At 69.5% G+C, this 24,447-nt stretch carries 1 protein-coding gene (cut by a window edge); it reads right to left on the bottom strand.

Annotated features, from left to right (window positions below):
- Nucleotides 1-24,447, bottom strand: part of the annotated coding region (locus AC1HC7_RS12895; protein WP_479499080.1) for an Ig-like domain-containing protein (this coding region is incomplete at its 3' end). 11,570 nt of the annotated region lie to the left of the window's left edge; 24,447 of its 36,017 annotated nt are in view.

Below are 24,447 nucleotides of genomic sequence, written 5' to 3'. Positions count from 1 at the left end.
GATCTCCAGCTTCCAGTCATCGAGATTGACATCGGCGACTGTGATCAGCACTTCGCGCGCCGCGGCCACGTCGTCGCGCGCCAGCAGACCGGTCAGGGTCAGCGCCGGGGGGGCGCTGTCGGCGGGATCGCGCACCTTGATGACGGTCTCGGCCTCGCCGCGCAGCCCGTCGGCGTCCAGCGCCACCGCGCGCACCGTCAGCTTGCCGGGGGCCTCGACGGTGACGCGGGCGCGGCCCTCCTCGTCCAGCGCCGCTTCGGCGCCGTTGACGAACAGGGTGACGCTTTCGATGTCCGCGAGGCTGACGGCGATGGGGTTGATCAGAACCTGCTGGCCCGGCAGCGCCGCGAAGCCGGGGGTGAGCACGATGCGCACCGCCGGCGGCTGGGCGCTGAGATCGGCGCGCAGCACGATGGTCTGGCGGTCCGTGGCCTGGCCGTCCGAGGCGATGAAGGTGACCACGTGGTCGCCCTGCTGGCCGGCGGTCGGGGTCCAGGCCACCTCGCCGGTGGCGGCGTCCAGCGTGGCGCCGTCGGGCAGGCCGATGGCGGCGAAGCTCAGCGTGTCGCCGGAATCCGGATCCGTGGCGGCGACGCTGAAGCGCGTCGGCTCGCCGATCAGCACCGCCCGGTCCGAGGCCGCCAGCACCGGCGGCCGGTTGACGTTGGCGACGTCGATGATGAAGCGCACCTCGGCGCGGGCGCCGCTGGGATCGGTGGCCGAGAGCGCGATTTCGTGCTCGCCCGCCTGATCGAAGGAGGGGAACCAGGAAAACTGCCCGGTCAGTTCGTTGAACGCCGCGCCGCGCGGCAGGTCGCCGATCACCGCCAGGGCCGGCGTGTCGCCGTCGGCGTCGCCGGCGGCGATGGCGAAGCGGATCTCCTGACCCTCCCGCGCCAGCTGGGTGGCGACGGTGACGAATTCCGGCGCCTGGTTCTGGTTCTCGACCGTGATCTGCACGGTCTGCACGTCCACCGCCGCGCCGTCGCTGGCGCTGATCTCGAAACTGTAGACCCCGGCCTGGTTGAGCCCCGGCGTCCAGCGGATCTCGCCGGTGGCGCGGTTCAGCGAGGCGCCCGGGGGCAGGTCGCTCGAACTGAAGGTGAGCGCGTCGCCGTCGCCGTCAAAGGCCGCTGGCGTGAAGGCGAATTCCTGCCCCTCGACGGCCAGAAGCGGGTCGGGCGGGGCCAGCAGCGGGGCCGCGTTGGCGGCGCGCACGATGACGTTGAAGCCCAGCGTCGCCGAGGCCGGCGCCGCCGCGCCGCCGCCGCCGGCGTCGGTGGCGGTGACCACGGCCGCGTAGGTTCCGATGTCGCCGGCCGTGGGCGTCCAGGTCAGCGCCGCCAGCCCGTAGATCGCCGGATCCGGCGCGATGACCGCGCCGGCGGGCAGGCCCGCGACGCTGTAGCCGAGCGTGTCGCCGTCAAGATCGGTGACCGGGATCACCAGGCGCATCGCCTGCCCGGGGATCGCCACCACGTCGCCGATGAAGCCGATCTCGGGGGCCTCGTTGTCCGAAGTGGCGGTGACCACGAACACGAATTCGGTCTCGCCGATGGCGTCCGGGTCGCCGTTGCCGTCGTCGCGCGCGATGATGCGGATCGGGTGATCGCCGCGATCCCCGGCCCCCGGCGCGATGCGCAGGGTCGCGGCGCCGTCGCCGTGATCGGTCAGGGTGATGAAATCGGGCAGCGGGAAGCCGGGGCTCTCGCTCTCGCCCAGGATGGTCAGCGCGCCGCCCTCGGGATCGGTGGCGGCGATGGAGATCTCGCGCACCTCGCCCTTGGCGACGGAGACCGGGTCCAGCGGCGCGAGGCTCGGGGTGATGTTGAGGTCCAGCACCTCGATCTCAAAGGTGGTGCGGGCGCTCAGCGGGTCGCCGACCCCGCCGCCGTCGTCGGTGGCCTCAAGGGTGATGGCGTGGACCCCGGCCTGATCGGCGCCCGGGCGCCAGCGGATTTCCCAGGTGTCGGCGTCGAAGGTCGCGCCGTCGGGCAGGTCGCCGATCACCTTGACCGTGACGGTGGGGTCGCTCAGCGCGAAGGGCGCCAGGTCGCCGTTGGCGTAGCGTTCCGGGGCCACGTAGAACGGGTTGTCCGGGTCGAAGGCGAAGGCCCGGACGTTCAGCAGCTGGCCCTCGAAGATCCGCCAGCCGTCCAGCGGTTCGAATTCCGGCGCGCCGTTGGCGGGCAGCACGGTGATGCGGGTGGTGACGGTGTCCGCCTGTTCGCCGTCGCTGACCGCGAATTCGATGTCGTATTCGCCGGCCGAGGCGAAGTCCGGCGACCAGGTGAACACCCCGGTGTCCGGGTCGAGATTGGCCCCGTAGGGCAGGGCGCCGCGCAGCGCGGTGAATTGCAGCGGCGCGCCCTCGTCGGCGTTGGCGGTCAGGCGCAGCACCATGCGGTCGCCCTCGGCCAGGGTGCGCGCCGCCGGCGCGATCAGGTCCAGCGGGCGCGCATGCGGGGCCACGGTGATCGGCAGGTTCAGGATCGCCTCCGCCGTGCCGTCGGTGGCGATGATGCGCACGTTCGGATAGGTCCCGGCGCTGTCGTAATCCGGGGTCCAGCTGAGCTTGCGGGTCTGCGAATCGAAGCTGGCGCCGCGCGGCAGCCCGTCGGCGAATACGGTGATGTCGTCCAGATCCGGGTCGCTGACCGCGATGGCGATCTCGAAGGGCTGGCCCTCGACCAGCAGCAGCCGCGTGGAGGAGGCGAGGAATTCCGGCGCCCGGTTGCCGCCCTCGACGCTGAGCGCGAAACCCTGGATCACCGCCGCGCCGAGGCTGTCAAAGGCCATGACCGAGACCTCGACGGTTTCCGGCGTCTCGGCGCCGGGGGTCCAGGCGATCGCGCCGGTGAGCGCGTCGACGGTCATGCCCGCCGGGCCGCCGAGCAGGTGGAAGGCGATGGCGTCGCCCTCGGCGTCGCTGGTCTCGACCGTGTAGGCGAAGGGCTGGCCGATCTCGGCGGTCTCGGGCGGGGTCGAGGTGATCTCCGGCGCGGTGTTGTCCGGGGCGCTGCCCAGCAGATCCACGTCGAAGGCCACCGGCGCGCGGTTGCGGGTGACGATGGACACGGTGCGCCCGGCGGCGGTCTCTCCGGCCTCCAGCCGCCCGCCCGGCGGCAGCGCGTCCGAAAGGTCGATCAGCCAGCGCCCGTCGGCGCCTGGCGCGACGACGCCCAGCGGCAGGCCCTCGTAGCCGTCCTGCGGGTCCAGCGCCAGCACCACCGGCAGCGCCACCGGGCGGTTGCCGGCATTGGTGATCTCCACGTCATAGGACACCGCGCCGGCGGCGCGATCGAAGCGGGTGTTGGCGAAGGTCACGCGCAGCACCGCTGACAGGTCGGTGACGGCGGTGAAGCTGGTCCGATAGTCGTCGAGCAGCGTCTGCCCGAACGCCGAGGACACCCGATCCGACACCACCAGCGTGTATTCGTCGGGATTGAGCGCCCCGAAGGTCAGGATCGCGGTGCGGGATTGGGCGTCGTAGACCACGCCCTTGACCTCGATCGCGTCGCCGTCGGCGCCGGTCAGCGCGTAGTTGTCGGGGTTCAGCACCGAGCCCGAGGCGTTGGCGTCGCCGGCCAGCATGTCGATGTCGAAGGTCACCCGCAGGAACGGCATGGGCAGCGCCGCGACCCCCTGATCGGGCGGATTGGTGGCCACGACCGAGGGCGCGAAGATCGGGCTCAGCACGTCCACCTGGCTCGACTGGCTGACCATGATCCGGCCGTCCGAGGTGGTGATGACGACGTCGCCGCGTTCGCCCTTGCGGGCCACTTCGACGCGGCGCAGGGTGGCGACGTCGACCATGGTCAGGGTCGATCCCGAGATCGCCGCCCCGGCCGCGTCGGCCAGCCCGCGCGTGTGGGTGACGAACAGCAGATCCTCCAGATCGGTGCCGGCCTGCCCGAAGGCCAGGCTGTCCACCGGCGCGTCGAATTTCAGCTGCAATTCGGCGCGGCCGCGGTCGTTGAAGCTGACGACCTGTTCGCGGTCCGGCCAGGTGACGCCCCAGAGCGTGCCGTCCCCGGCGAAGGCCAGCGAGCCCACGCGCAGGTTCTGGTCGCGGCTGAATTTCTTGAATTCGCCGGCGGCGCGGTCGAAGATCTCCACGCCCTGGCTTGTGCCCACGTAAAGATCGCCCGACACCGGATCGACCGCGAGCCCCATGGACACCCCGACGCCGTGCTCGGCGAGGATGCCGCCGGTGGCCGGGTCCAGTTCCAGCAGCTTGTCGCCGCCGGTGGTCGCCCAGAGCCGCCCGTCATGGTCGAACAGCAGGTTGAACACCGGGAAATCGAGCGTGATCAGCGGATCGCCCACCGGGCCGCCCAGCGCATCGACGCGGAAGATGCTGCCGCGATTGGCGCCGCCGGAAATCAGGAAATCGCCGTCCGGGGTTTCGGCGATCGCCATGGGCGCAATGCCCGAGAAACTCGCCGGGATCCCCACCGCGAAGGCGCGCGCCGCGAAGGGGGCGAGGGTCTCGCCGAAGGCCGCCGGGTTGATGTGGACCAGCGCCGAGGGGATGCCGTCCTCGGCCGCGGTGAACAGCGGGTTGGTCGAGGGAACGGGCGTGGGTTCCGGCGGGATGCCGAAATTCGGCGGCGTGGTGCCGGCGACGGCGGGCGTCCCCCCGAGATTGACCTCCGAGCCGTCCGAAACCGCGTTGACCCCGGCCTCCGGCTGTTCCTGATTGCCGGCGTTGTCGGTGGCAAGCGCCAGGAATTCATAGGTTTTTCCGGCCTCGCCTTCATAGACCAGTTCGCCCGAGGATTCGGTCAGTCGGCGTTGCCAGATCTTGAAATCGCCGCCGTCCTGGGCAACGTAGAGCGTCACGTGCTTGACGCCGGAGCCGAAGAAATCGTCGCTCGCCTCCCAGTTGATCACGAAATTTCGGGTCGCGCCGATGCGCGTCGCGCTCAGGCTGGTGACCGGCGCGCGCCCGTCCGCCATCTGCGACAGCACCGCCGTGTCCGCCGGGGCCTGGGTGTCGAAGATCACCCGCGCCGAGGCGGAAATCTCGCGCCCGGTCTCGATGTCCGCGGCGGGCTTCACGGTCCAGCTGACGAAGCCGGCGCCGTTGCCGAAGGCGTCGTTGGGGGCCAGCAGGCCCTTGGAGGGATCCTGCATCAGTTCGCCGGTCAGCGGGTCGATGGCCTGCAGCAGCCAGCTCGCCGCCTTGGGGTCCTGAAACAGGTCGACGCCGGCGCTGACGCGCAGGATGAAGCCGCGCTGATCGACGAAATCGAAATCCTGCTGGAACATCCAGCGCCCGTCGGGCACGTCGATGGTGAATTCGCCGATCTTGATGTCGCCGAGCTGGAAGCTGTTGGCGTCCACGTCCTCGTCCAGCGTGGCGACCACGCGGATTTCGTTGACGAAGGATGACGAGGACGGGTCGTTGACGAAATTCACCGCGTAGGGCAGGGCCTGCCCGGCGGGCAGCCAGCCATTGGTGTCGACGGTCTGCGGTCCGGTGATCGAGGCGGTGGCGCCGGTGGCGCCCTCGCGTTCGAGGAATTCGCTGAAATCCAGCGCCGAGAACCCCTCGCCGCCCACCGGGGGCGGGCCGTTGATCTGGAAATCGGCGGGCAGCCCGGCGCCGCGCTCCTCGAAGGCGATCCAGGGCACGAAGATGCGGAAGGCCTCGAAATGGGTCTGGTTGTCCAGCCCCAGATCGTAGTCTTCGAAATCCGGCAGCGCGGGCACCGGGATTTCGCCGAAGCCGCATTCGATGCTGCCGCGCTCTTCCCAGAATTCGATCTCCGCCAGCCGGTTGAGGTCATGGCCGTAAAGCGTGCGCAGCTGTTCGAAAAAGCCGAGAATGTCGGCGTCGCCGCGCACCTCCGCCCCCGCCGGGCCGAACAGCACGCCCGAGGCGATGGTGGCCATCAGGCTGATGATTTCCTGGCGTTCGCGGATCGGCGGCTCGACCCCGTCCGGGCGCAGCAGCCCGGCGTCTTCGAGCGCCGCCAGATACAGGTTCGTCCAGTCGCCGGAATCGCCCGCCAGCGCCAGCAGCGATGCGTTCACCTCGCCCGCCGGGGCGTTCAGGATCGCCTGGCGCAGGTCCAGCGCCCGCTCGGTCTGGAACGCGACGTATTCCTCGCGGCTCATGGTGGTGGCGGTGGCGAACAGGTGGAAGCGGAACGGGATGAACAGCTGCGCGCATTTGTCGGGAACGGCGGTGTTCTCCTGATACATCTCGAACAGGTCGAGCCCGGCCAGCGCCTGGCCCAGACGCGGGTCGATATCCGCCGCCTTTTCCTGCACCGCGTCAAAGAAGCCTTCCAGCCCCTCCGGCCCGTCGGTGAGGAATTCTTCCGCCAGATCGGGGAAATAGTTCGCCATGCGGTCCTTGAACGCCGCGAAGGCCTGTTCGTGCAGTTCGCGCAGGCCGGGATAGGTGGACACGTTGAAGCTGGACCCGGCGAAGCCGTCGGCGGGCTGGTCGTAAAGGAACCCTTCGCTCAGCAGCTGGCCGTTGGTGTTGGTGACCCCGTCGAGGTCGAAGAACGGCACGTTTTCATTGTCGGTTCCCGCCGCGCCTTCGGGCGTGCCGTTGACGTTGGAGGCGACCTCCAGATAGGGCAGGCCGTAGACCCGCGGGTTGATGTTGAGCTGCGGCGCCCCGACCTGGAAGAAGGTGTAGGGCGCGTCGATGTTGCCGGTGTTCTGCAGCGCGATCGAAAACGTCTCGGTGTCCCCGGCGAGGATGGCGCGCGGTCCGCCGATGCCGATGGTGACGTCGCCTTCGATGGTCCGTTCCACCAGAAAGCGATACGGCGCCGAGGCGATGTCGCCCGACGGGTTGATCACCGCCACGTCATACAGCCCGTGCGGCGCGTCGGAGAGGTCGAAGGCGGCGATGATTTCGGTCGAGTTCACCACCTTCCACTGCGCCGGTTCGTATTCGGCGATGCCGGGGCGGATCAGCTTCACCACGGCGTTTTCGCTGAACTGCGCCCCGGTGATGCGGGTGGTGACCCATTTGGAATCGCCGCCCGTGTCGGTTTTCACGTCGGTGATCACCAGCGGCAGCAATTCCGCCAGCAGGGTCACGTCGGAGCCCTCGGCGGCGCCCGAGAATCCGCGCGCGAGGATGTAATACACCCCCGGCTCGGTCGAGGGCACGATGGCGGTGAGGTCGCTGGACACGATGCCTTCATAGGTGGCGTCGAACTGCGCCGAGGTCGGGGCCGCGTCGTGGCGGATGAAGATCTCGTTGACCGCCGCGTCGCTGCTGGACGACAGGGTGACGCGCAGCGTCTGGTCCTGGGGCACCTCGATGCGGAACAGCCGTTCCTGCCCGGGGTCGAGCCGCGTGGTCAGCGGGGTGTTGAGGAAGATCGGATCGACGGCGAGGCTGATCGCGTCGGGCGAGGCGGTGCGGTTGTTGGCCTCCTGATCGCCCTCATGCACCTGATTGAAGATGTCGGCGCGGATGATGATCCGGTAATCGCCGCCGGCGACGCCGGGCATGGTGACGGTCAGGGTCTGGGAATAGCTTTCGCCCGGCAGCAGCGTGCCGGTGAACTGCATCCGGCCCAGCGGCCGGTCGCCGATGTCCCAGGTGGCGTCCGTGCTGAGGAACGCCGCGTCGGACCACGTGCCTTTGGCCGGTTCGTCGGAGGTGTTGGTCACCGTCCAGGTGACGGAGATCGGCTCGCCCGCCTTGGCGTTGGCGGGCACGGTGACGGCGGTCACCTCCAGATCCGTGGGCGGCGGCAGCTCCACGATCACCGGCAGGTCGGCGGCGCGGTTGTTGTTGCGTTCGCGCCCGCCCTCGTAGACCTTGCCGCTGACGCTGGTCTGGGTCGGGTCGGTGATCACGAACACATACCACGCCTCGGTCGCCAGATTGGCGGGCATGGTGAAGGCCTTGTCCACCGTGTAGCTTTCCCCGGCCCCGAGCGCCCCGACATGTTCGACCGACCCGAGATAGAGATCGGCGCGGGGGTCAAGAAACGGATCGCGCGACAGATAGACCAGATCGGTCCATCTGGTCTGGTTCGCGAACACCGCCTGGCCCTTGTTGGTCACGGTCCATGACAGGTCGAAGGGCTGGCCGCGGGTGGCGCGTTCGGGCGCCGCGACCGCGGTCACCTGCAGGTCGGGCCCGTCGAAGGCGGCGATGGTCACGGCGCGCGCGGCGATGTTGTCGCCCTCGCCGGCGAATTCGCGCACCAGCCCGGTGGAATCGAATGCCCCGGTCTCGCCATCGGCGCGCGGCGGATTGCCGAGCCCCGGCAGGCGGGGGGAAATGCTGCTCTGGCGCTGGAAGGTCTGGCGGATGGTGCTGTCGGCGCCCACCAGCACGCTGTAGTCGCCCTCGACATCGAAAGGCAGATCCAGCGTCACCGTGGCGGTGTAGCTTTCGCCCGCCTCCAGCACGCCGGAATGGATGTTGGCGGCGAACAGCCCGCTCACGCCCGGCAGCGGCAATTCGTAATCCTGCCGGTCCAGCGATCCGTCGAGCGACAGATACACCCGGTCGGTCCAGCGGTCCTCGCGCGTGGCGCGGTTGCCGCTGTTGGTGACGGTGAATGTCACCTCCACCCGGGCGCCGGCCTGCAGGTTGTCGGGCAGCGTGATGTCCGAGATGGTCAGGTTCGGTTCGGCGTAGATGACCGGCATGTCGGCGGTCAGAAACTTGCCGGCCTCGGGTTCGTAGGCGTGGCGCAGCGTGTAGTCTTCCGTGAGCGTGTCGTTGTCGCCGCTGTCGGGCGCGCTGTGATCCAGCGGATTGCGCGCCCGGGGGCTGACATTGGTGATGACGTAGACATGCCAGTCGCCTTCGATCCCCGGCGGCAGGGTGATGTCGACGCTGCGCGCGTAGCTGTCCCCGGCGGCCAGCGGTTCGTCGAGCGCCACGCGCTCGCTGGCCATGAACACCGCGCGTTCGAGGATGAATTCGGAATCCTTGGTGATCCATATCTGGTCGGTCCAGAACTGGGTGCCCGACCACATGGCGTCGGTTCCGCGGTTCTCCACCACGTAGTCGACGGTCACCGTCTCGCCCGAGGTCGCGCCCGCCGAGGGCGTGACCGAGGCCACCTGCAGATCCGCCTTCAGGTCGGTGACCGCAGTGGCGCCGACGGCGATATTGTTGTTCGGAGTCTCGTCCAGCCTGAAATCCGACTGCACGAACACGTATTGGCCATGGGCCGACGGGTTCAGGGTCACCGAGATGCTGCGCGTGTAGCTTTCGCCGGTCTCCAGCGTTTCGCTGGCCGGGAAGCGGCCCAGCAAGGTCATCCTGGCGTCCGGGTCGTCAAAGCCCGGCTTGTCCGACAGCCAGACCCAGTCCTCCATGCCCGCGGCCCGGCCCTCGCCGACGCTCCTGACCTCCCAGCTCACCTCGAACACGTCGCCGCCGCGCGCCGTGGCGGTGGCGTTCACCGTCTCCACGCGCACGTCGACGGGCAGGGGCGGCTCGGCGGGCTTGGCGACGATCTGCACCAGCCGCTTCTGGCCGATCACGTCGCCGCCGCCGGCCTTGTAGTTGTTGTTGTCGATCTCGTTGGGATCGTCGGGGTTGACGTTGATCGCCAGCGTGTCCTCCAGCACCACGTCATAGGGATCGACCCAGGGGGTGATGAAATATTCGCCCGAGGGGATGTTGTCGGGCAGCGTCACCGTCACCGTGCGGTCGTAGCCGGCCTCGCGCGCCAGCACGCCGTCGGTGTACTGGATGGTCCTCAGCAGCACGTCGCCCTGGCCCGGATGCGGGCGGTTCTTGTCCAGCGTCAGCCAGATCTGTTCGGTCCAGGCCCCGGTGTTGGTGGCCCCGGCGCCCAGATTGGTGACCGTGTATTTCACCTCGATGGTGTTGGTGGTGAAGGCCTGCGCCGGCGAGGCCACCTCCGACACCACCAGATCCGCGAAGGGCGCCGGGGTGACGAACAGTTCGTGCACGCGGCGGTTGTTGTCGTCATTGGGCCATTCGTCGACGCGGGTCTGATCGTCGGCCACGGCGATCAGGTAGACCGTGCCGCGATAGCGGATCGGGATGCTGAAGCTGTCGGCGATGGTGCGATACTGTTCGCCGGCGTCCAGCGCCGCGCCGTTGGCGTAGCGCCCCACAAGGATGTCGTCCGCCGTCACCTTGGCGTCGAGCGACAGATACACCGCGTCGGTCCAGCTTGGCACGTTGGTGGCCACCGGCCCCTGATTGATGACGGTGAATTCCAGCGACGCCGTGCCGCCGGCGTCCACCACGTCCGGCGCGACGATCCCGGACACCTGCAGATCCGGGCGCGGCAGCACGCTGACCAGCACCGAGGCGTCGGCGGTCGAGGTGTTGTCGTTCTCGCCGCCCTGTTCGTAGACCTTGTCGGTCTGGTCGGTGACCACGAAGAATTCGAACCGGTCCGAGGTCTTGCTCGGCAGTTTGATCTGTTCCGTGCGCGTGTAGCTGCGCCCGGCGTCGAGCCCCTCGGCATAGGTGTAGGTCCCGATCAGCGCCCCCAGCCCGGAATCGCCGGCGCGGCGCATGTAGACCCGGTCGACCCAGGTTTCGCGCGCCGTCTCGGCGCCGGCGTTGGTCACCGTCCAGGTGATGTCGACCACGGCGCCTTCCTGCGCCGTGTCGGGCGCGATCACGTCGGTGACCTTGAGGTTGGCGGTCGGCGCCAGCGCCACCTCGAACCCGGCCGAGACCGTGGAATTGTTGTCCGAGAACACGAATTCGAAGGGGTTGGAGATGATCCGGTCGCCCCCGGGGACGTCGACCCGGACATACCACGTGCCGGAAATGCCGTCGGGCAGGGTCACGTCCAGCGTCGTGGTGTAGCGCCCGTCCACGTCCAGCGCGCCCAGATGTTCGGACACGCCGAGCCGCACCGCGTCGGAGCCGTCGGGGTTCTGGCTCAGATACACCTGATCGGTCCAGGCGAAGCTGTTGGTGAGCCCGATGCCCTGATTGCGCACCGTCCATGTCACCTCCAGCCGATCGCCGCTTTGCGCCCCGGGGGACACGGCGAGGCTCTCCACCACCAGATCCGAGAACGGCAGCGGCATCACGTCGAAATCCTCGGCGAAGCTCAGGGCGTTGTCGGTTTCCGAGCCGTTCTCGAACACCTCGTCGTCGGAATCCGTGACCACGTGGAGCGTGAAGCGGCCGAGGAAGGCCGGCGGCAGCAGGATGCTTTCGATGCGCTCGTAGCTCGCCCCCGCCTCCAGCGCGCCGTCGCGGCGGAATTCGCCGATCGTCACGTCGTCGGCGTCGCCCAGCACATCGTTGCGCGACAGGATCAGCCGGTCGGTCCAGCTGGCGGCGAAGCCGGCGCCGGTGCCCCTGTTTTCGACCGTCCAGCCGATGTTCACGCGCGCCGGATCGCCAATGGTGCGGGTTGGGGCGGTCACGGCGGTGACCGCGAGATCGGCGAAGGGCGACAGGGTCACCGACAGCGCGTCGCCCGCGACATTGTCGCCCTCGTCGCCGCGTTCCTCGACGATGTCGCTCGCGTCGGCGAACACCAGCACCCGGTAGGCGCCCGACAGCCCCAGCCCCAGTGTCACGTCCAGCGCGGCGTCGTAGCTTTCGCCGACGCCGAGCGCGAAATCCGCGTCCCGCGTCAGCGATCCCAGCAGGATGTCGTCGCCGTCCAGCACGTCGTCGCGCGACAGCCAGATTTCATCGCGCCAGGCGCCGCCGGTGGGCGCCGCGCCCTGATTGCCGACGCTCCAGGCCACGGTGATCACGTCGCCGGAATCATGCGCGCCGTCGGGGACTGACACCGCGCCGGTCACCAGATTGGGGTGGCGCAGGGTCAGCGGCGCCGTCGGGCTGGCGGTGTTGTTGGCCTCCAGCCCGCCTTCATAGACCTCGTGGCGCCAGTCGCTGACCACCACGAATTCGTATTCGCCGTCTGCGCGGTCGGGCAGGACCACGGTCACGGTGTCGGTGTAGCTTTCGCCCACCGCCAGATCGAAGCTGCGGTCCAGAACCGCCAGCGCGTCCTGCCCGCCGCCGGGGCGCTTGAGCAGGATGCGGTCGGACCAGGGCGCGCGGGCCGGGCCGACGCCCGTGTTGGTCACGGTGTAGGTGACCTCGACCCCCTGTCCGGGGCGGCCCTCGGTCGGGCCGGTCACGGCGGAGACCGCCAGATCCGGCGCCGGGGCCGCGGCGATGCGCACCAGCGCCCCGGCCTCGCCCAGATTGTTGGCGGTGTCGCCGCGTTCGAAGACCGCGCCGTCGGCGTCCGCCAGCACCAGCAGCCGGTATTCGCCCGACAGCGACAGCGGCAGCGTCACCTCGACGGCGGCGCTGTATTCGGCGCCCGGGTCCAGCGGCGCGGCCCGCGCCAGGTCGGCCAGCACCACGTCATCGGCGTCCGCCACGCCGTCGAGCGACAGGATCACCCGGTCGGTCCAGCCGCCGACGGCGGCGTCGGCGCCGGCGTTGCGCACCCGCCAGGCGACGGTGATCTTTTCGCCGCTGGTCACCTGCTCGGCGGGGCCGAACACCGCCTGCACCGCCAGATCCGCGGCCGGGGAGCTGAGCGTGATGGATTTCGGCGCGGACGCATTGTCGCCGCGGGTGTCGGGTTCGATGATCGCCGCGTCCGCGTCGGCGAGCACGAAGATGAAGCTCGGGCCCTCGAGCCCGGTGGGCAGGATCAGATCGAGGCTGGCGGTGTATTCGTCAGCCGCCGCCAGCGCCGCGTCGCGGGCAAGTTCGCCGATCGCCACGTCGTCGCCGTCGCCGAAGATGGCGTTGCGCGACACGATCACCCGGTCGACCCAGCCGGCGCCCGAGGCCGCGGCCCCGCCGGCGTTGCGCACGGTCCAGCCCACGGTCAGGGATTCGCCGCCGCGCGCGGTGGCGGGCGCGGTCACGGCGGTGACGCGCAGATCGGCGTAAGGCGTTTCTTCCGAAATGAAGTCCACCTGCGCGAGGTTGTTGGCCTCGGCGTTGACCCCCGGGGCCGCCTCGATCACCGTGTTCTGACCGAAGGGGCCGAAATCGGCGCGCAGCATGGCGCGCAGGGCGCCGACGCCGCGCAGCCCTTCGGGCAGGGCGACGCTGACGCTGCGGGTCAGGCGCGCCCCCGGCGCCAGCGGCGCGCCGTCATGGGAAATCGATTCGTCGGCCAGCGTCTCGCCGGTGTCGACGCGCTGGATGAACAGCCGGTCGCTCCAGTCCTGGGCGGTGGCGGCGTTGCCGGCGTTGACCACGTCCCAGGTGACGGTGACGGTCCCGCCGGCGCGCAGCGCGCCGGTGACGGCGAGGGTCTCGACCACCAGATCCGGGGCCGAATACACGGTGATCGGCGCGGCGTTGTTGGCCTCGGCGTCGTGGCCCTCCGCGGTCTCGCGGATCTCGCTGAGGAAATCCGTGGTCACCTCGATCACGAAGCGCCCGGTGGCGCTGCGCCCGCCCGGCCAGGTGATCTGCACCGAACGCGCGACCTCCGCGCCCGCGTCCAGCCCGTTGGCGGCCGGCGTCACCACGTCGCGGGTGACCACCACCTGCCCGGTGTTGACGTTGCGCACGGTGACGCGTTCGGTCCAGCCGCCGTCCGTGGCCTCGCCGCCGATGTTTTCCGACACCCAGGCCAGCGTCACCGAATCCCCCGGGGCCCAGCCGGCGGCGGGATCGGCGGTCAGGTCGCGCACCCGCAGATCCGGGTCCAGCGCCAGCGCCGAGACGAAGCCGAAGGTGGCGACGTTGTTGGCCTCGGCGTTGCCCAGCGGCGCGAATTCGTCCACCGCGTTCTCGGCGTCGGTTTCGACGCGCAGGGTCAGTTCGCCGGCGCCCGCGGCGCCCTCGGGCAGCTGCATGACGGTCGCGCGCGCGGTTGCGCCCCCGACCGCCAGCCCGCCGCCGCCCGGCGTGAAATCCACCAGCTTGTCGGCCAGCACGTCGCCCGCGGCGTTGAGGATCTGCACGCGCTCCACGATCGGCGTGGTCATGGGCTCGTCGCCGGAATTGCTCAGGGTCCAGGATACGGTGATCTCGTCGCCCGACCGGATGGCCCCGCCGCCCGCGGCCGCCGCCCCCAGCCCCGACAGGGCGAGGTCGGGTCCGGGCAGGATTTCAAGCGTGTTGATGCGGATCGGCGCCCGGTCGATCGCCGCCAGCAGGTTGAAGCGGTAGTCCGAACTGCCGGCGAAGCTGAAGATGTTGCCCGCGACGACGAGAAGGTATCGCCCGGTCTCGGGCATGCGCACGTCTTCGGCGTCCTGGAAGAAACTGGCGAAGATCTGCTGGCCGCGCGGCCCGATCAGCCGCCAGTAGGCGGTGTTGCCGGCATTGGAGATGGCGTCGAAGAAGAACCGGTCGTCGACCTCGGCGTCAAAGGCGTAGATTTCGGTCTCGCTGCCCGGCGCCAGGGTGCTTTCCACCGGCGTGCCGGGGGTCAGCGCGACAGCGTCGGCCACGTCCAGGACCCGCAGCTGGTAGCCGCTGGAAAAATCGTTGGCGGCGCTGACGGTCAGCGAATACGCGCCCGCCGCCAGCAGATGCATCGGCGCCGAATTGGCGCTGTAGGAATCCGAATTGGAAAAGCCGCGCCCGTCGATGCGCCCGCCGGGGCCGTTCAGCACCCAGGACAGGTTGCCGTCGCCGGGGCTCAGCAGGTCCACGTAGATCCGGGTTTCGGCGTCGAGCGTGAAGGCGTAGACATCCACGTCGCCCGAGGGCGACAGGGTCTGGGACACGGTGTCCCCCAGGGTCAGCGCCGCGGGCGTGCGCTCCACCGGGTTCAGGGCGAAGTCGAAGCTGATCGGTTCGCTGATGTCGAACTGGCCTTCGAGCACGATGGTGTAGACGCCGTCGAAGGGCAGGGTGGCGGCGCCCGGGTCGCGGTTGTAGGTGTCGCGATCCACCAGTCCGCCGAACGGGTCGATGATCTTCGCCGTGAGGTAGCGCCCGGCGACCGAACGCAGGTCGAAGAACACCTCGTCCCCGGCGCTGCCCTGCATGCTGTAGATGCGGGTTGCGAAGGGCGCGGCCAGTTCGCCGGTCACCGCCTCGCCCGGCGCGAAGCTGGTCGCGTCGGCCAGATCCAGCAGCGCGAAGCTGAAATCGCCGGTGGCGCCGCGATCGAAGGCGACGCTCAGCGTGTAGGCGCCGGCGGGGGCGAAGATCGTCGCCGCGTCGCTGCGCCGGGTCGAATCCGACAGATCGAAACGCCGCCCGTCCACCACGCCGGCCGGCCCGCTCAGCGACCAGTTCAGGTCGGAGCGGTTGGTGAGGCTGTCAAACAGCAGCCGCGCGTCGTCGTCGAGCGTGAACGCGTAGATCGCGGCCTGCCCCGGCTGATCCACCGCGCCGCTGACGATGTCGCCCAGGGTCAGCGCCGCGGTCTTGGCGGTGGCGTCGGCGACGCGAAAGGAAAAATCGATGGCGTTGGCGCGCGAGATCCGCCCCTCGACCAGCACCGCGTAGGCGCCGTCGACGGGCGCGACCACCGTGCCCGGATCGTTGGCGTTGAAATTGACCGGCCCGAACAGCCGCTTGCCGTCGGGCGCGAACAGCGACCAGTCCATGTTGCCGTCGGTGGTGGACAGATAGTCGAAATACAGCGGCTGCCCGGCGGTGGCGTCGAAGCTGTAGGCCCGCGACACCCGCCCCGGCGTCAGGTCGCCGGTCACCGTGTCGCCCAGCGTGATCGCCTCGCCCGCGAAGACGTCGATCAGCCGGAAAGCGTAGGAGCCGGTGAAGGCGTCGGTGCGCCCGAAGATCCGCAGTTCGTAGGTTCCGGGCTCCAGCACGAACGGGGTGCTGTTGTTGGCGTCCGAGGCGGTGAAGGACCGGGTGCCGGTGAAGACGGCGGCGCTGACCCCGCCGGGCCGCGCGATGTTCCAGCGCAGGTCGCTGTTGTTGGTGAGCGCGTCGAAGGCCACGAGCGTGCGTTCCGTGACGGTCATCGAAAAGCGGTCGACGCCGCCGCCGGTGACGATGTTGCCCGAAATCTCGTCGTCGAACGTCACCGTCGGGGCCGGATCGGCGGCGGCCGCGGCGGCCAGGGTCACGTTGTCCAGATCGTGATGCGCGGTGCGGCTGTCGGTCTGGGCGCTGAAGGCGATGCGGCTGTCGCCCAGATCGAGCGCGCGCAGGAACACCTGATCGAACAGGATCTTTTCCGCCCCGCCATCGGGCGTGAGTCCGACGGTGACGAGCGCGCCGCCCGCGACCCGTTCCAGGCTGACCCGGGTGCGGAAGAAATCCCCCGACGCCAGGTCAAGCCCCGGATCGGCGGCGTCGGCGATCCGGGCGCCGTTCCAGTGCAGCGACACCGCCGAATCGTTGGGATCGCCGCCATCCTGGTTGATGTCGAAGCCCAGCCCCAGCGCGCCGGTGAGATTGGGCTCCACCGTGGGCAACGGCGCCACGCCGCCGTCGCCGTAGAGCGACGACGGCAGCAGCGCGAAGCCGAACCCCTCGGCGCGCCCGCTCAGCGCCGGGTTCGGGGTCATGCGCAGATCAAAGCCGATGTCGAGCGTGTCGAGCCGCCCGGACGTGACCCGCGAGAAGAACACGCCGTTGGCGGCGTTGTCGCTGTCGCGCGAGGCCAGCCGCAGGAACGCGCCCGTGGGGCCGCCCGGCTCCAGCGTCGCGGCGTCGCCGCCCTCGTTGGACAGCACATAAGGCATGCCGGCGCCGGAGAAGGTCTGGCCGGTCTCGCCCACGGCGGCGGGAAAACTCTCTTTCTCGATGGTGAACTGGTAGCTTTGATCGGCGCTGGAAGTGATGCGTCCCTCGATCAGCAGCACGTAGTCGCCCGGCTGCTGCAGGGTGATCAGCCCGGTGCTGGCCATGCGCCGCACGCCGAACACCTCGACCCCGTCGGGGCCGATCAGGCGCCAGTAGGGTTCGGTGGAGCTTTCCGGCTGCAGCGTGATGCGGATGGTTTCGCGCGCCGCGGCGGTGAAGGAAATCGCGTCGGTCTCGCGGCCGTCTTCGCCGATGGCCCCGCCGATCAGCGAATCGAAGCTGACGGATCGCGGCCCGGTGGCGAGGTCGATCATCCTGAAGGCGTAGCCGCCGGTGGTCGACCCGGCGCCGTCGATGCGCAGCACGTAGTCGCCCGCCGGCAGCAGGTCGTAATTGCCCGAGAACCCCGAGAACGGCGACACCTGCGTGAAGCTGTTGGAGTCAGCCTGATCCATGCGCCGGCCCGCGAACACCACGCCCTCGGGCCCGGTGAGCGACCAGTGCAACCCCGAATCATTGGTGAGGCTGTCGAACACGAGCCGCGACGGCGTGTCGAGCGTGAAGGCCCATTCGTCGATCTCGCCCGGCGTGGCGATGGCCCCCACGGCCTTTGCGTCGAGCGTCAGCGCGCTCTGACCCACGGACATGGGATAGACGGCGAGCGAATAGGCGGAGTTCTTGTCCGAGGCGACGTTGCCTTCGACCAGCAGGTAATAGGTTCCGCCGGCGCGCAGCAGCAGGTTTTCCACGTCCACGGGATTGCTGTCGCGCTGATAGATCTGGCGCCCGGCGGAATCCACCAATTGCCAGCTGATCTCGCGATCGAAGGATATGCTGTCGAGAAACACCCGGTCCCCGGCGGCGGCGGTGAACTTGTAGAGATGGGTGCGCTTGCCGGTGTTCAGCTCGGCCTCAACCGCCGTGCCCAGCGACAGCGGCGTGGCGGCGGCGAAGTCCAGAAGCCGCAGATTGTACCAGCCGGTGGCGTCGCCGACGCCGCTGACGGTCAGCGCATAATCCCCGGCCGGCGCGCGCAGCACCGGAGCGTTGAGCCCGGCGGCGTCGATCTGGCTGAGAACCCGGCTCAGCACCACGCCCTGCGGCCCGGTCAGCGTCGCCGTCAGCCGGTCGTTGTCGTTGAACGCGTCAAAGCGGATCAGCGTTTCTTCGGTCAGGGTGAACTCGTAGACGTCGCGTTGGCTGGGGCGGGATATCCGTCCGCGCAGCGCGTCCTCGGCCAGCCCCGCATAGGCGGCGTCGAGCCCGTTGGCGGTGGCGTCGCGCGCGGCGTCGCCCGCGGCCTCGTCAAAGCCCAGATCCAGCACCAGCCCGGGGGCGTCGGGGGCCACCCCGTCCTGGCCCGCGATCAGCTGTTCGGGCGTGCGCGCCGTGGACCACAGCCGCACGTCGTCGAAGGCGCCTTCATAGAACTGGTAGCTGGTCGAGGAACGGGTGCTCCAGCCGATGCGCAGGTCGCTGTCGAGCGCCAACCCGTCCTGCGGCCCGCCCGGGGCGACGTTGCCGGCGCTGGCGACCAGCGCGCCGTTGACATAGATGCGCAACTCGTTGCTGGTGCGGTCGATCACCCCGGCCACATGCGCCCATTCGCCCACGGCGGTCGCGTTCGCGGCGGTCTGGGTGGAGACGTTCGACCCGTTGGCCCGGCTGGTTCCGAACCAGATGGAGCCGTTGCGGTTGATATACATGGCGTAGCCGCCATTGCGCCCTTCGGCGTCCTTGGCGATCAGCGGCGACCAGGTGGTGTGCTGCGGATCGGGGCGGATCCAGGCCTCGACGGTGACGTCGCCGATCAGGTCGAGTTCCGGCGCGTCGGGAACCGCGAAATACTCGGCCCCGCTCAGCCCGAGCGCGCCCGGGTCGCCGTTGCGGTCCGCGACCCGCGCCGGGCCGGTGACCGCCACCGCGTCGGCCAGCGGGCTGGGGGCCGGTTCGGCGGCGAACTTGTTGATCGCGAAGCGAAAGGCGCGGCTGGCGTCGCGGATGTCGTCGTCGCTGGCGACGATCAGCGTGTAGCGCCCGCCGGTCAGCGCCGTCAGCGCAAGGTCCGCGAAGCCGCCGCTGGTCACCTGCGCGCCGCTGGGCCCCAGCAGCCGCAGCCGCCCGGTATGCGACGCCAGCCCGGTGGATTGCCAGTCGACATAGATCCGTTCGCCCGCCGCAAGGTTGAAGCTGAAGATCGACGAGGCGTTGCCCGGCGCCAGGATCCCGGTCTGCACCTCCTCGAAGCCGGTGATCGGCGTGGCGTCGCCAAGATCCACCACCCGGAAGGCGTAGGTCGGGCTGTCATCGCCCAGATCGCGCAAGGTGACCGCGTAATCCCCCGCGGGCGCGAAGAAGCTGGGATCGCCGCCGCCGAAATCATTGCCGTCGGCGGCGTGCAGGCGGCGGGTGATCGACAGGCCGGCGGGGCCGGAGATCACCAGCTCCACATTGGAATCATTGATCAGATTGTCGATATAGAGCCGTTTGTCCGCGTCCAGCGTGAAGGTGTAGACATCGGTGTCGCCGGGGCTGGCGAAACGCCCGGCGACGGCGTTGCCGTCGGTGGGGATCAGCAGTTTCTTGTCGAGCCCGACGCCCCCCGGCCCGCCGTCGGTCAGCTGCGCGGCGCTCTCGGCATCGTCGAATGCGTAGTAATGCGCCAGCCCGGCCTCGGCGCCGGTCAGCGGGCCGTTCATGGCGGCGGCGATCTCGGCGGCGCTGCGCGCCGCGCTCCAGACCCGCACGTCATCCATCAGGCCTTCGTAATAGGCGTTGGAGCCGCTGCGCGCGCCTTCGTATTCGCCGATCAGGAACGCCCCGTCCGCGGTCCAGTCGCCGGCATCGACGTTGATGGCGAAGGCCGCGGACTCGGCGCCGTTGACATAGAGCTTCAGCGTGCCCGCCGCGCGGTCCGTGACGACGGCGATGTGAGACCATTGTTCGAACCGGATCAGCCCGGCGCCGGTGGTGAAGGTCTGCTCCCCGGAGGCGGTGCGCGCGCTGACGAACAGCGCGCCGTTGCTGCGCAGCCAGATCGAGAACGCCCGCGCGCCGCTGGCGTATTGGTTGACCAGCGGCTGCCAGGTGGCGGGCGGCCGGTCGGGGCGGATCCAGGCCTCGACGGTGAGATCGGTGGCCGAGGTCACGTCGAGCGGCGCCGCCCCGGCGAGGTATTCATGCCCGCCGAAGGCCACCGCCTTGCCCGCCCGCCCGTCGCGGCTGAGCAGCCCGGTGGGGCCGTTGGGGCCTTCCAGCGTGATGCCGCGCGTGGCGCCGCCGGGGCGATGCATGGCGAAATCGACGGAAACCCCGGGGTCGGTCAGCCCGGGCCGCGCCTCGGTCACCAGATAGTACCGCCCGGCGCGGGGCAGCGTCACCCGGCCCAGAGACCGGAAATACGACGATGGGCCGGCCACCGTGCGGTTGTCGGGTCCGATGAGCCGGAAACTGTCGAGGTAGCTGGGCGTGGAGGACAGCAATTCGTGATAGATCACATCGCCCTTGGCGGCGTCGAAGCTGTAGATCCGGGTCTGCGTCGCGGCGTCGAGCGTGGCGCGGGTCACGCCGTCGAAGCTTGTCGGCTGCGCGACGGCGGCGGCGTCGATGATCTGGAACCGCGCCGCCCCGGTGGCCGAGCGGCCGTTCAGGCCGCGCACGGTCAGGGTGTAATCCCCCGCCGGCGCGGCGAAGATCGAACTGAGACCGGAGGACAGATTGGCCCCGCTGGACCGCTGGAAGGAGCGGAAGGGGGCGAGATCGCCCGCGGGTCCGGTGATCTTCCATTCCAGCTGGGAACTGTCGGTCAGCGCGTCGAAATACAGGTCGGTGTCGGCCCCGAGCGTGAATTCGAAGGTCTTGATCTGATAGGGGCGGGCGACCTCCACGTCGGTCTGATCGCCCACGGCCACCGCCACCGGCGTGTCCACGCCCACCGTCTGCAGCCCGACGGTGATCTCCGCCTCGGCGCCGTTGTCGAAGATCCGCCGTTCGACCAGCAGCGTGTGCGCGCCGCCGATCACCGGCGTGAAGGGCGGGAAATCACTGGCCAGGCCGGCTGCGATCTGGCGCCCGTTGGCGTCGATCACCCGCAGATAGGGTTCATACACGGCGCCCGCGGGCCGAGGCGCGGTCACCAGATAGGCCTGCCCGGCGGTCAGGGTCATGCGGAAGGTCAGCGTCTGGCGCGACGCGATGGCGCTGGTGATCGTATCGTCAGCCGCCAGCGCCGCTCCCTCGCCCAGATCGCGCAGCAGGAAGGCGAAATCCACGTCCGCGACGCCGGAGTTCAGGGCGTTGACCCGCAGCGTGTAGCTGCCCGGCTCAAGCGTCAGCGCCGGGTTGGCGGCGCCGAAATCCTGACCGTCGCTCGGCAGCCAGCGCTGGGTGACGATTTCGCCCTGCGGGCCTTCGAGCCACCAGTAGAGCTGGTTGGCGTAGATCGTGGCGTCGAACGCCACGCGGGTCCGCGTCGCGATGTCGAAGGTGAAGCGGTTCTCGCCCTTCGCCAGCGAGAACCTGTCCTCGACCAGGGTGTCGAGGCTGATCGCGGTTTCCTGAACCGCCGGCGCGCGCAGGGTGAAATCATAGACGAACGGGTTGTCGTTGTTGTTGCGCGAGCCCTTGACGATCAGCGTGTAGGTTCCCGAGACGCTCAGATCCACAGGCGCCAGGTCGCGCAGATAATGGCGTGAAACCAGCAGCTTGCCCTTGGGGTCGATCAGCAGGACTTCGGCGCCGAAGACGTTGCTGACCCCGGCCTCGTTGACCTCGATGGCGAACCGGTCGCCGGCGGTCGCATCGAACGCATAGGCCGCCGCGGCCCGCCCCGGGGTCAGGGCGCCGGTGATGGTCTCGTCCATCGTCACGGCGGCGGCGGCGTCGAGATCCATGAGCCGCACGGCGTAGTCCAGCGTGCTTGCGCCCGCCTGGCTGGTCACCTCGATTTCATAGGTCCCGATCTGGGTCAGCCGGTAGCCGCCCGGATCGTTGGACTGGAAGAACCCGTCGAGATCGAAGAACCTGCCCTCGGCGATCTGCGCGCCGCTGGGGCTGATCAGCCGCAATCGGCCGCGGAAATCGAAGCTGGACGTGAGCAGCGAATCGAACCGCAGATAGGCCGGCGCGTCGATGGTGAAATTGAAGACGTCGACATCGCCGGAACTGGCCAGCGAGCCGCTGATCTCGCTGCCGATCGAGGTCGCGGTTCCGCGCGGCGCAGGGGCGTCGCCGGCCTCCACGGCGACTTTCGCCGCCACGGTGCGCGCATCGGTCAGAAACAACGGCGATTCGATGATCAGGTAATAGGCGCCGTCCGCTGTCAGGCGGAACTGCGCGTCCGGCGTCGTGCCGGGGCGCAGCAGCATCCGCCCCTCGGCGTCGGCGAGCCCGATCGAAACAATGGGGTCCATGCCCTCGCGCCGGGTGAGCGTCAGCAGGTCGCCCGCCGAGCCGGTGAAGCGGCGCAGGATGGTCTCGCCCGGCGCGATGCTTGCGTCGATGTCGGCGCCGAGCGTGTAGGCGGCGGCGGCGCCCGGACTGCGCAGCGCGAAGGCGAAGCCCCCCGTCTGATCGCCGCTTCCCGAGATGCGCAGCGCATAGGCGCCGGCCTCCAGATACGGCAGCTCAAGCCAGTCGCCAAAGCCCTGGGAATACTCCGACTGATCGAAGCGGCGGCTGTCGATGACCGCGCCGTCGCCGTCGATCAGCGCCCAGATGGCGGCGCTGCCCGAAATCGGGTCGATCAGCAGCGGCCCGGCGGCGTCCATGTCAAAGGCGTAGTCGATGACCTGGCCGGGGAAGGCGATTTCGCTTTCCACCTTGGCGCCCACCGTCGTCGCCCGCGCCGCCGGGGGGACCGCCCGCGCCGTCACCGTGAAGGCCGCGGCGGCGCGGCTTGCGTCGTAGCCTTCGATCAGCAGCAGGTAATCGCCGTCCAGCGCCAGCGTCACCGCGCCGATGTCGCCGGTTTCCAGGCGGACCTGCCTGCCCGTGGGGTCCAGCAGCCGCATGGCGAAGCGGGCGGAATTCGGGTTGTCGCCATCGATGAACAACTGCTGCCCGGCGGTCCCTGCAAAGCGCAGGATGCGGGTTTCCAGCGGCGGCGCGGCGGCGGTCGCGTCCAGATCGCCGGCGGAATCGGCGGCGAGAGGCCCGGCGGATTCGTCGAATTTCCAGTAGCCGATCAACCCGGCGGCGTCGGGGGCCACGGTCTTGTTGTAGGCGGCGGCGATCTGGGCGGCGCTGCGGGCGCCGTCCCACAGCCGGGCCTCGTCGATCAACCCGGCGAAATCGTTGCCGCCGCCCAGGCCGTCGCCGCCGATGCCCAGCGGCGCCGCGCTCTGATCATACGGCCCCGCCTGATCGCCCTGCGCGACCAGTTCGCCATTCACGTAAAGCCGCATGACGCTGCCGTCATAGGTCCCGGCCACGTGGCTCCACTGTTCGGTGGGCAGCGTGGCGCGCACCGGAAAACCTGCCGAATTGCCGACGAAGAACCCGATCTCGCCGCCGCCCAGCATCACCAGCCCGTAGCCGTCGAACAGCGAGGCCGGAAAGGTCTTGCCGATCGCCAGCGCGTTGAAGCGCTGGTTGCGGTCGGGATTGAACCAGGCCTCCAGCGTCAGCGTTTCCGGGTTCAGCGCCGGGGCGTCAGGGACGCTGGCGCCCGGGATCGAGGCGCTGACGCGCAGCGATCGCGCGCCGCCGCCAAGCCCCGCGACCGGCGGCGCCTCGGCGGCGCGCGCCTGCGCGTTCGCGGCGCCGCGATCGCCCAGCGTGATCTCCAGGCCATCGCCGAGGGCCAGCGCCTCGGCGTCGGCGGCGTCGATCAGGCGAAAGGCGAAATCGCCGGTCAGCCCCGCCGTCCCGGTCACCTCGACCGCGTAATCGCCCGCCGTCAGGTCGAACAGCTTCACGGCGCCGCTGATATTGGCGCTTCTGAAGGGGGCGGTGCTGGATTCCTCGCCATAGGGGCCGGTCAGCCGCCAGCGCAGGTCGCTGTCGGTCAGGGCGTCGAAATAGATCGTCGCATCGGCGTCGAGGGTGAAGTTCAGCCGCACCGTCTGGCCCGGCAGCGCCAGCCGGTCGGCGACCATCTCCCCCACCGCGATGTCGCGGGATATGTCGAGGATGCGATCGAGCCGGAAGCGGATCGCGCTGGCCGAGGCGTCGAAAGCGTTCGAATCGACGATCAGCGTGTAGGTCCCCGAATGCGCCAGCACCGGGATTTCGAGCGACTGGCCGAAAAACTGATTATGCGCGACCTGGTTGAACGGATCCACCAGCGTGACATTGGGCGACCCGCCGGTGCGGTCGAGCAGGTCGAGGATCAGTTCGTCCCCGGCCTCGGCGTCGAAGGTGAAGATGTTGGCCTGGTTGGCCGGGTCCAGATCGGGCGTCGCGACCTCGCCGAAGACCAGGGTCTCGGCGTTGCTGACATTGAGCAGCCGGAAGCCGTAATCCGCGGTGTGGTCGCCGATGCCGTCGATGGTCAGCCGGTATTCGCCCGGCTCCAGCGACAGGATCGGGTCGGAGACCGCGCCGGCGTCGCTCCGATCCAGGCGGCGGTCGGACACGAGAGCGCCGGATTCGCTTTCCAGCGACCAGCGCAGCTGCGAATCGCCGGTCAGCGAGTCGAACACCACGTCCTGAGGTTCGGTCAGGGTGAAGACGTAGGCGTCCTGTTCGCCGGGCAGGTCGATGGCGCCTTCGATGGGGATCAGGTCGGCGGAGAGCAGCACCCGGTCGTCGAGCGTTTCAAAATGAACCAC

The organism is Oceanicella sp. (assembly GCF_056449545.1).
This window is presented reverse-complemented; position numbering and strand designations above follow the sequence as displayed.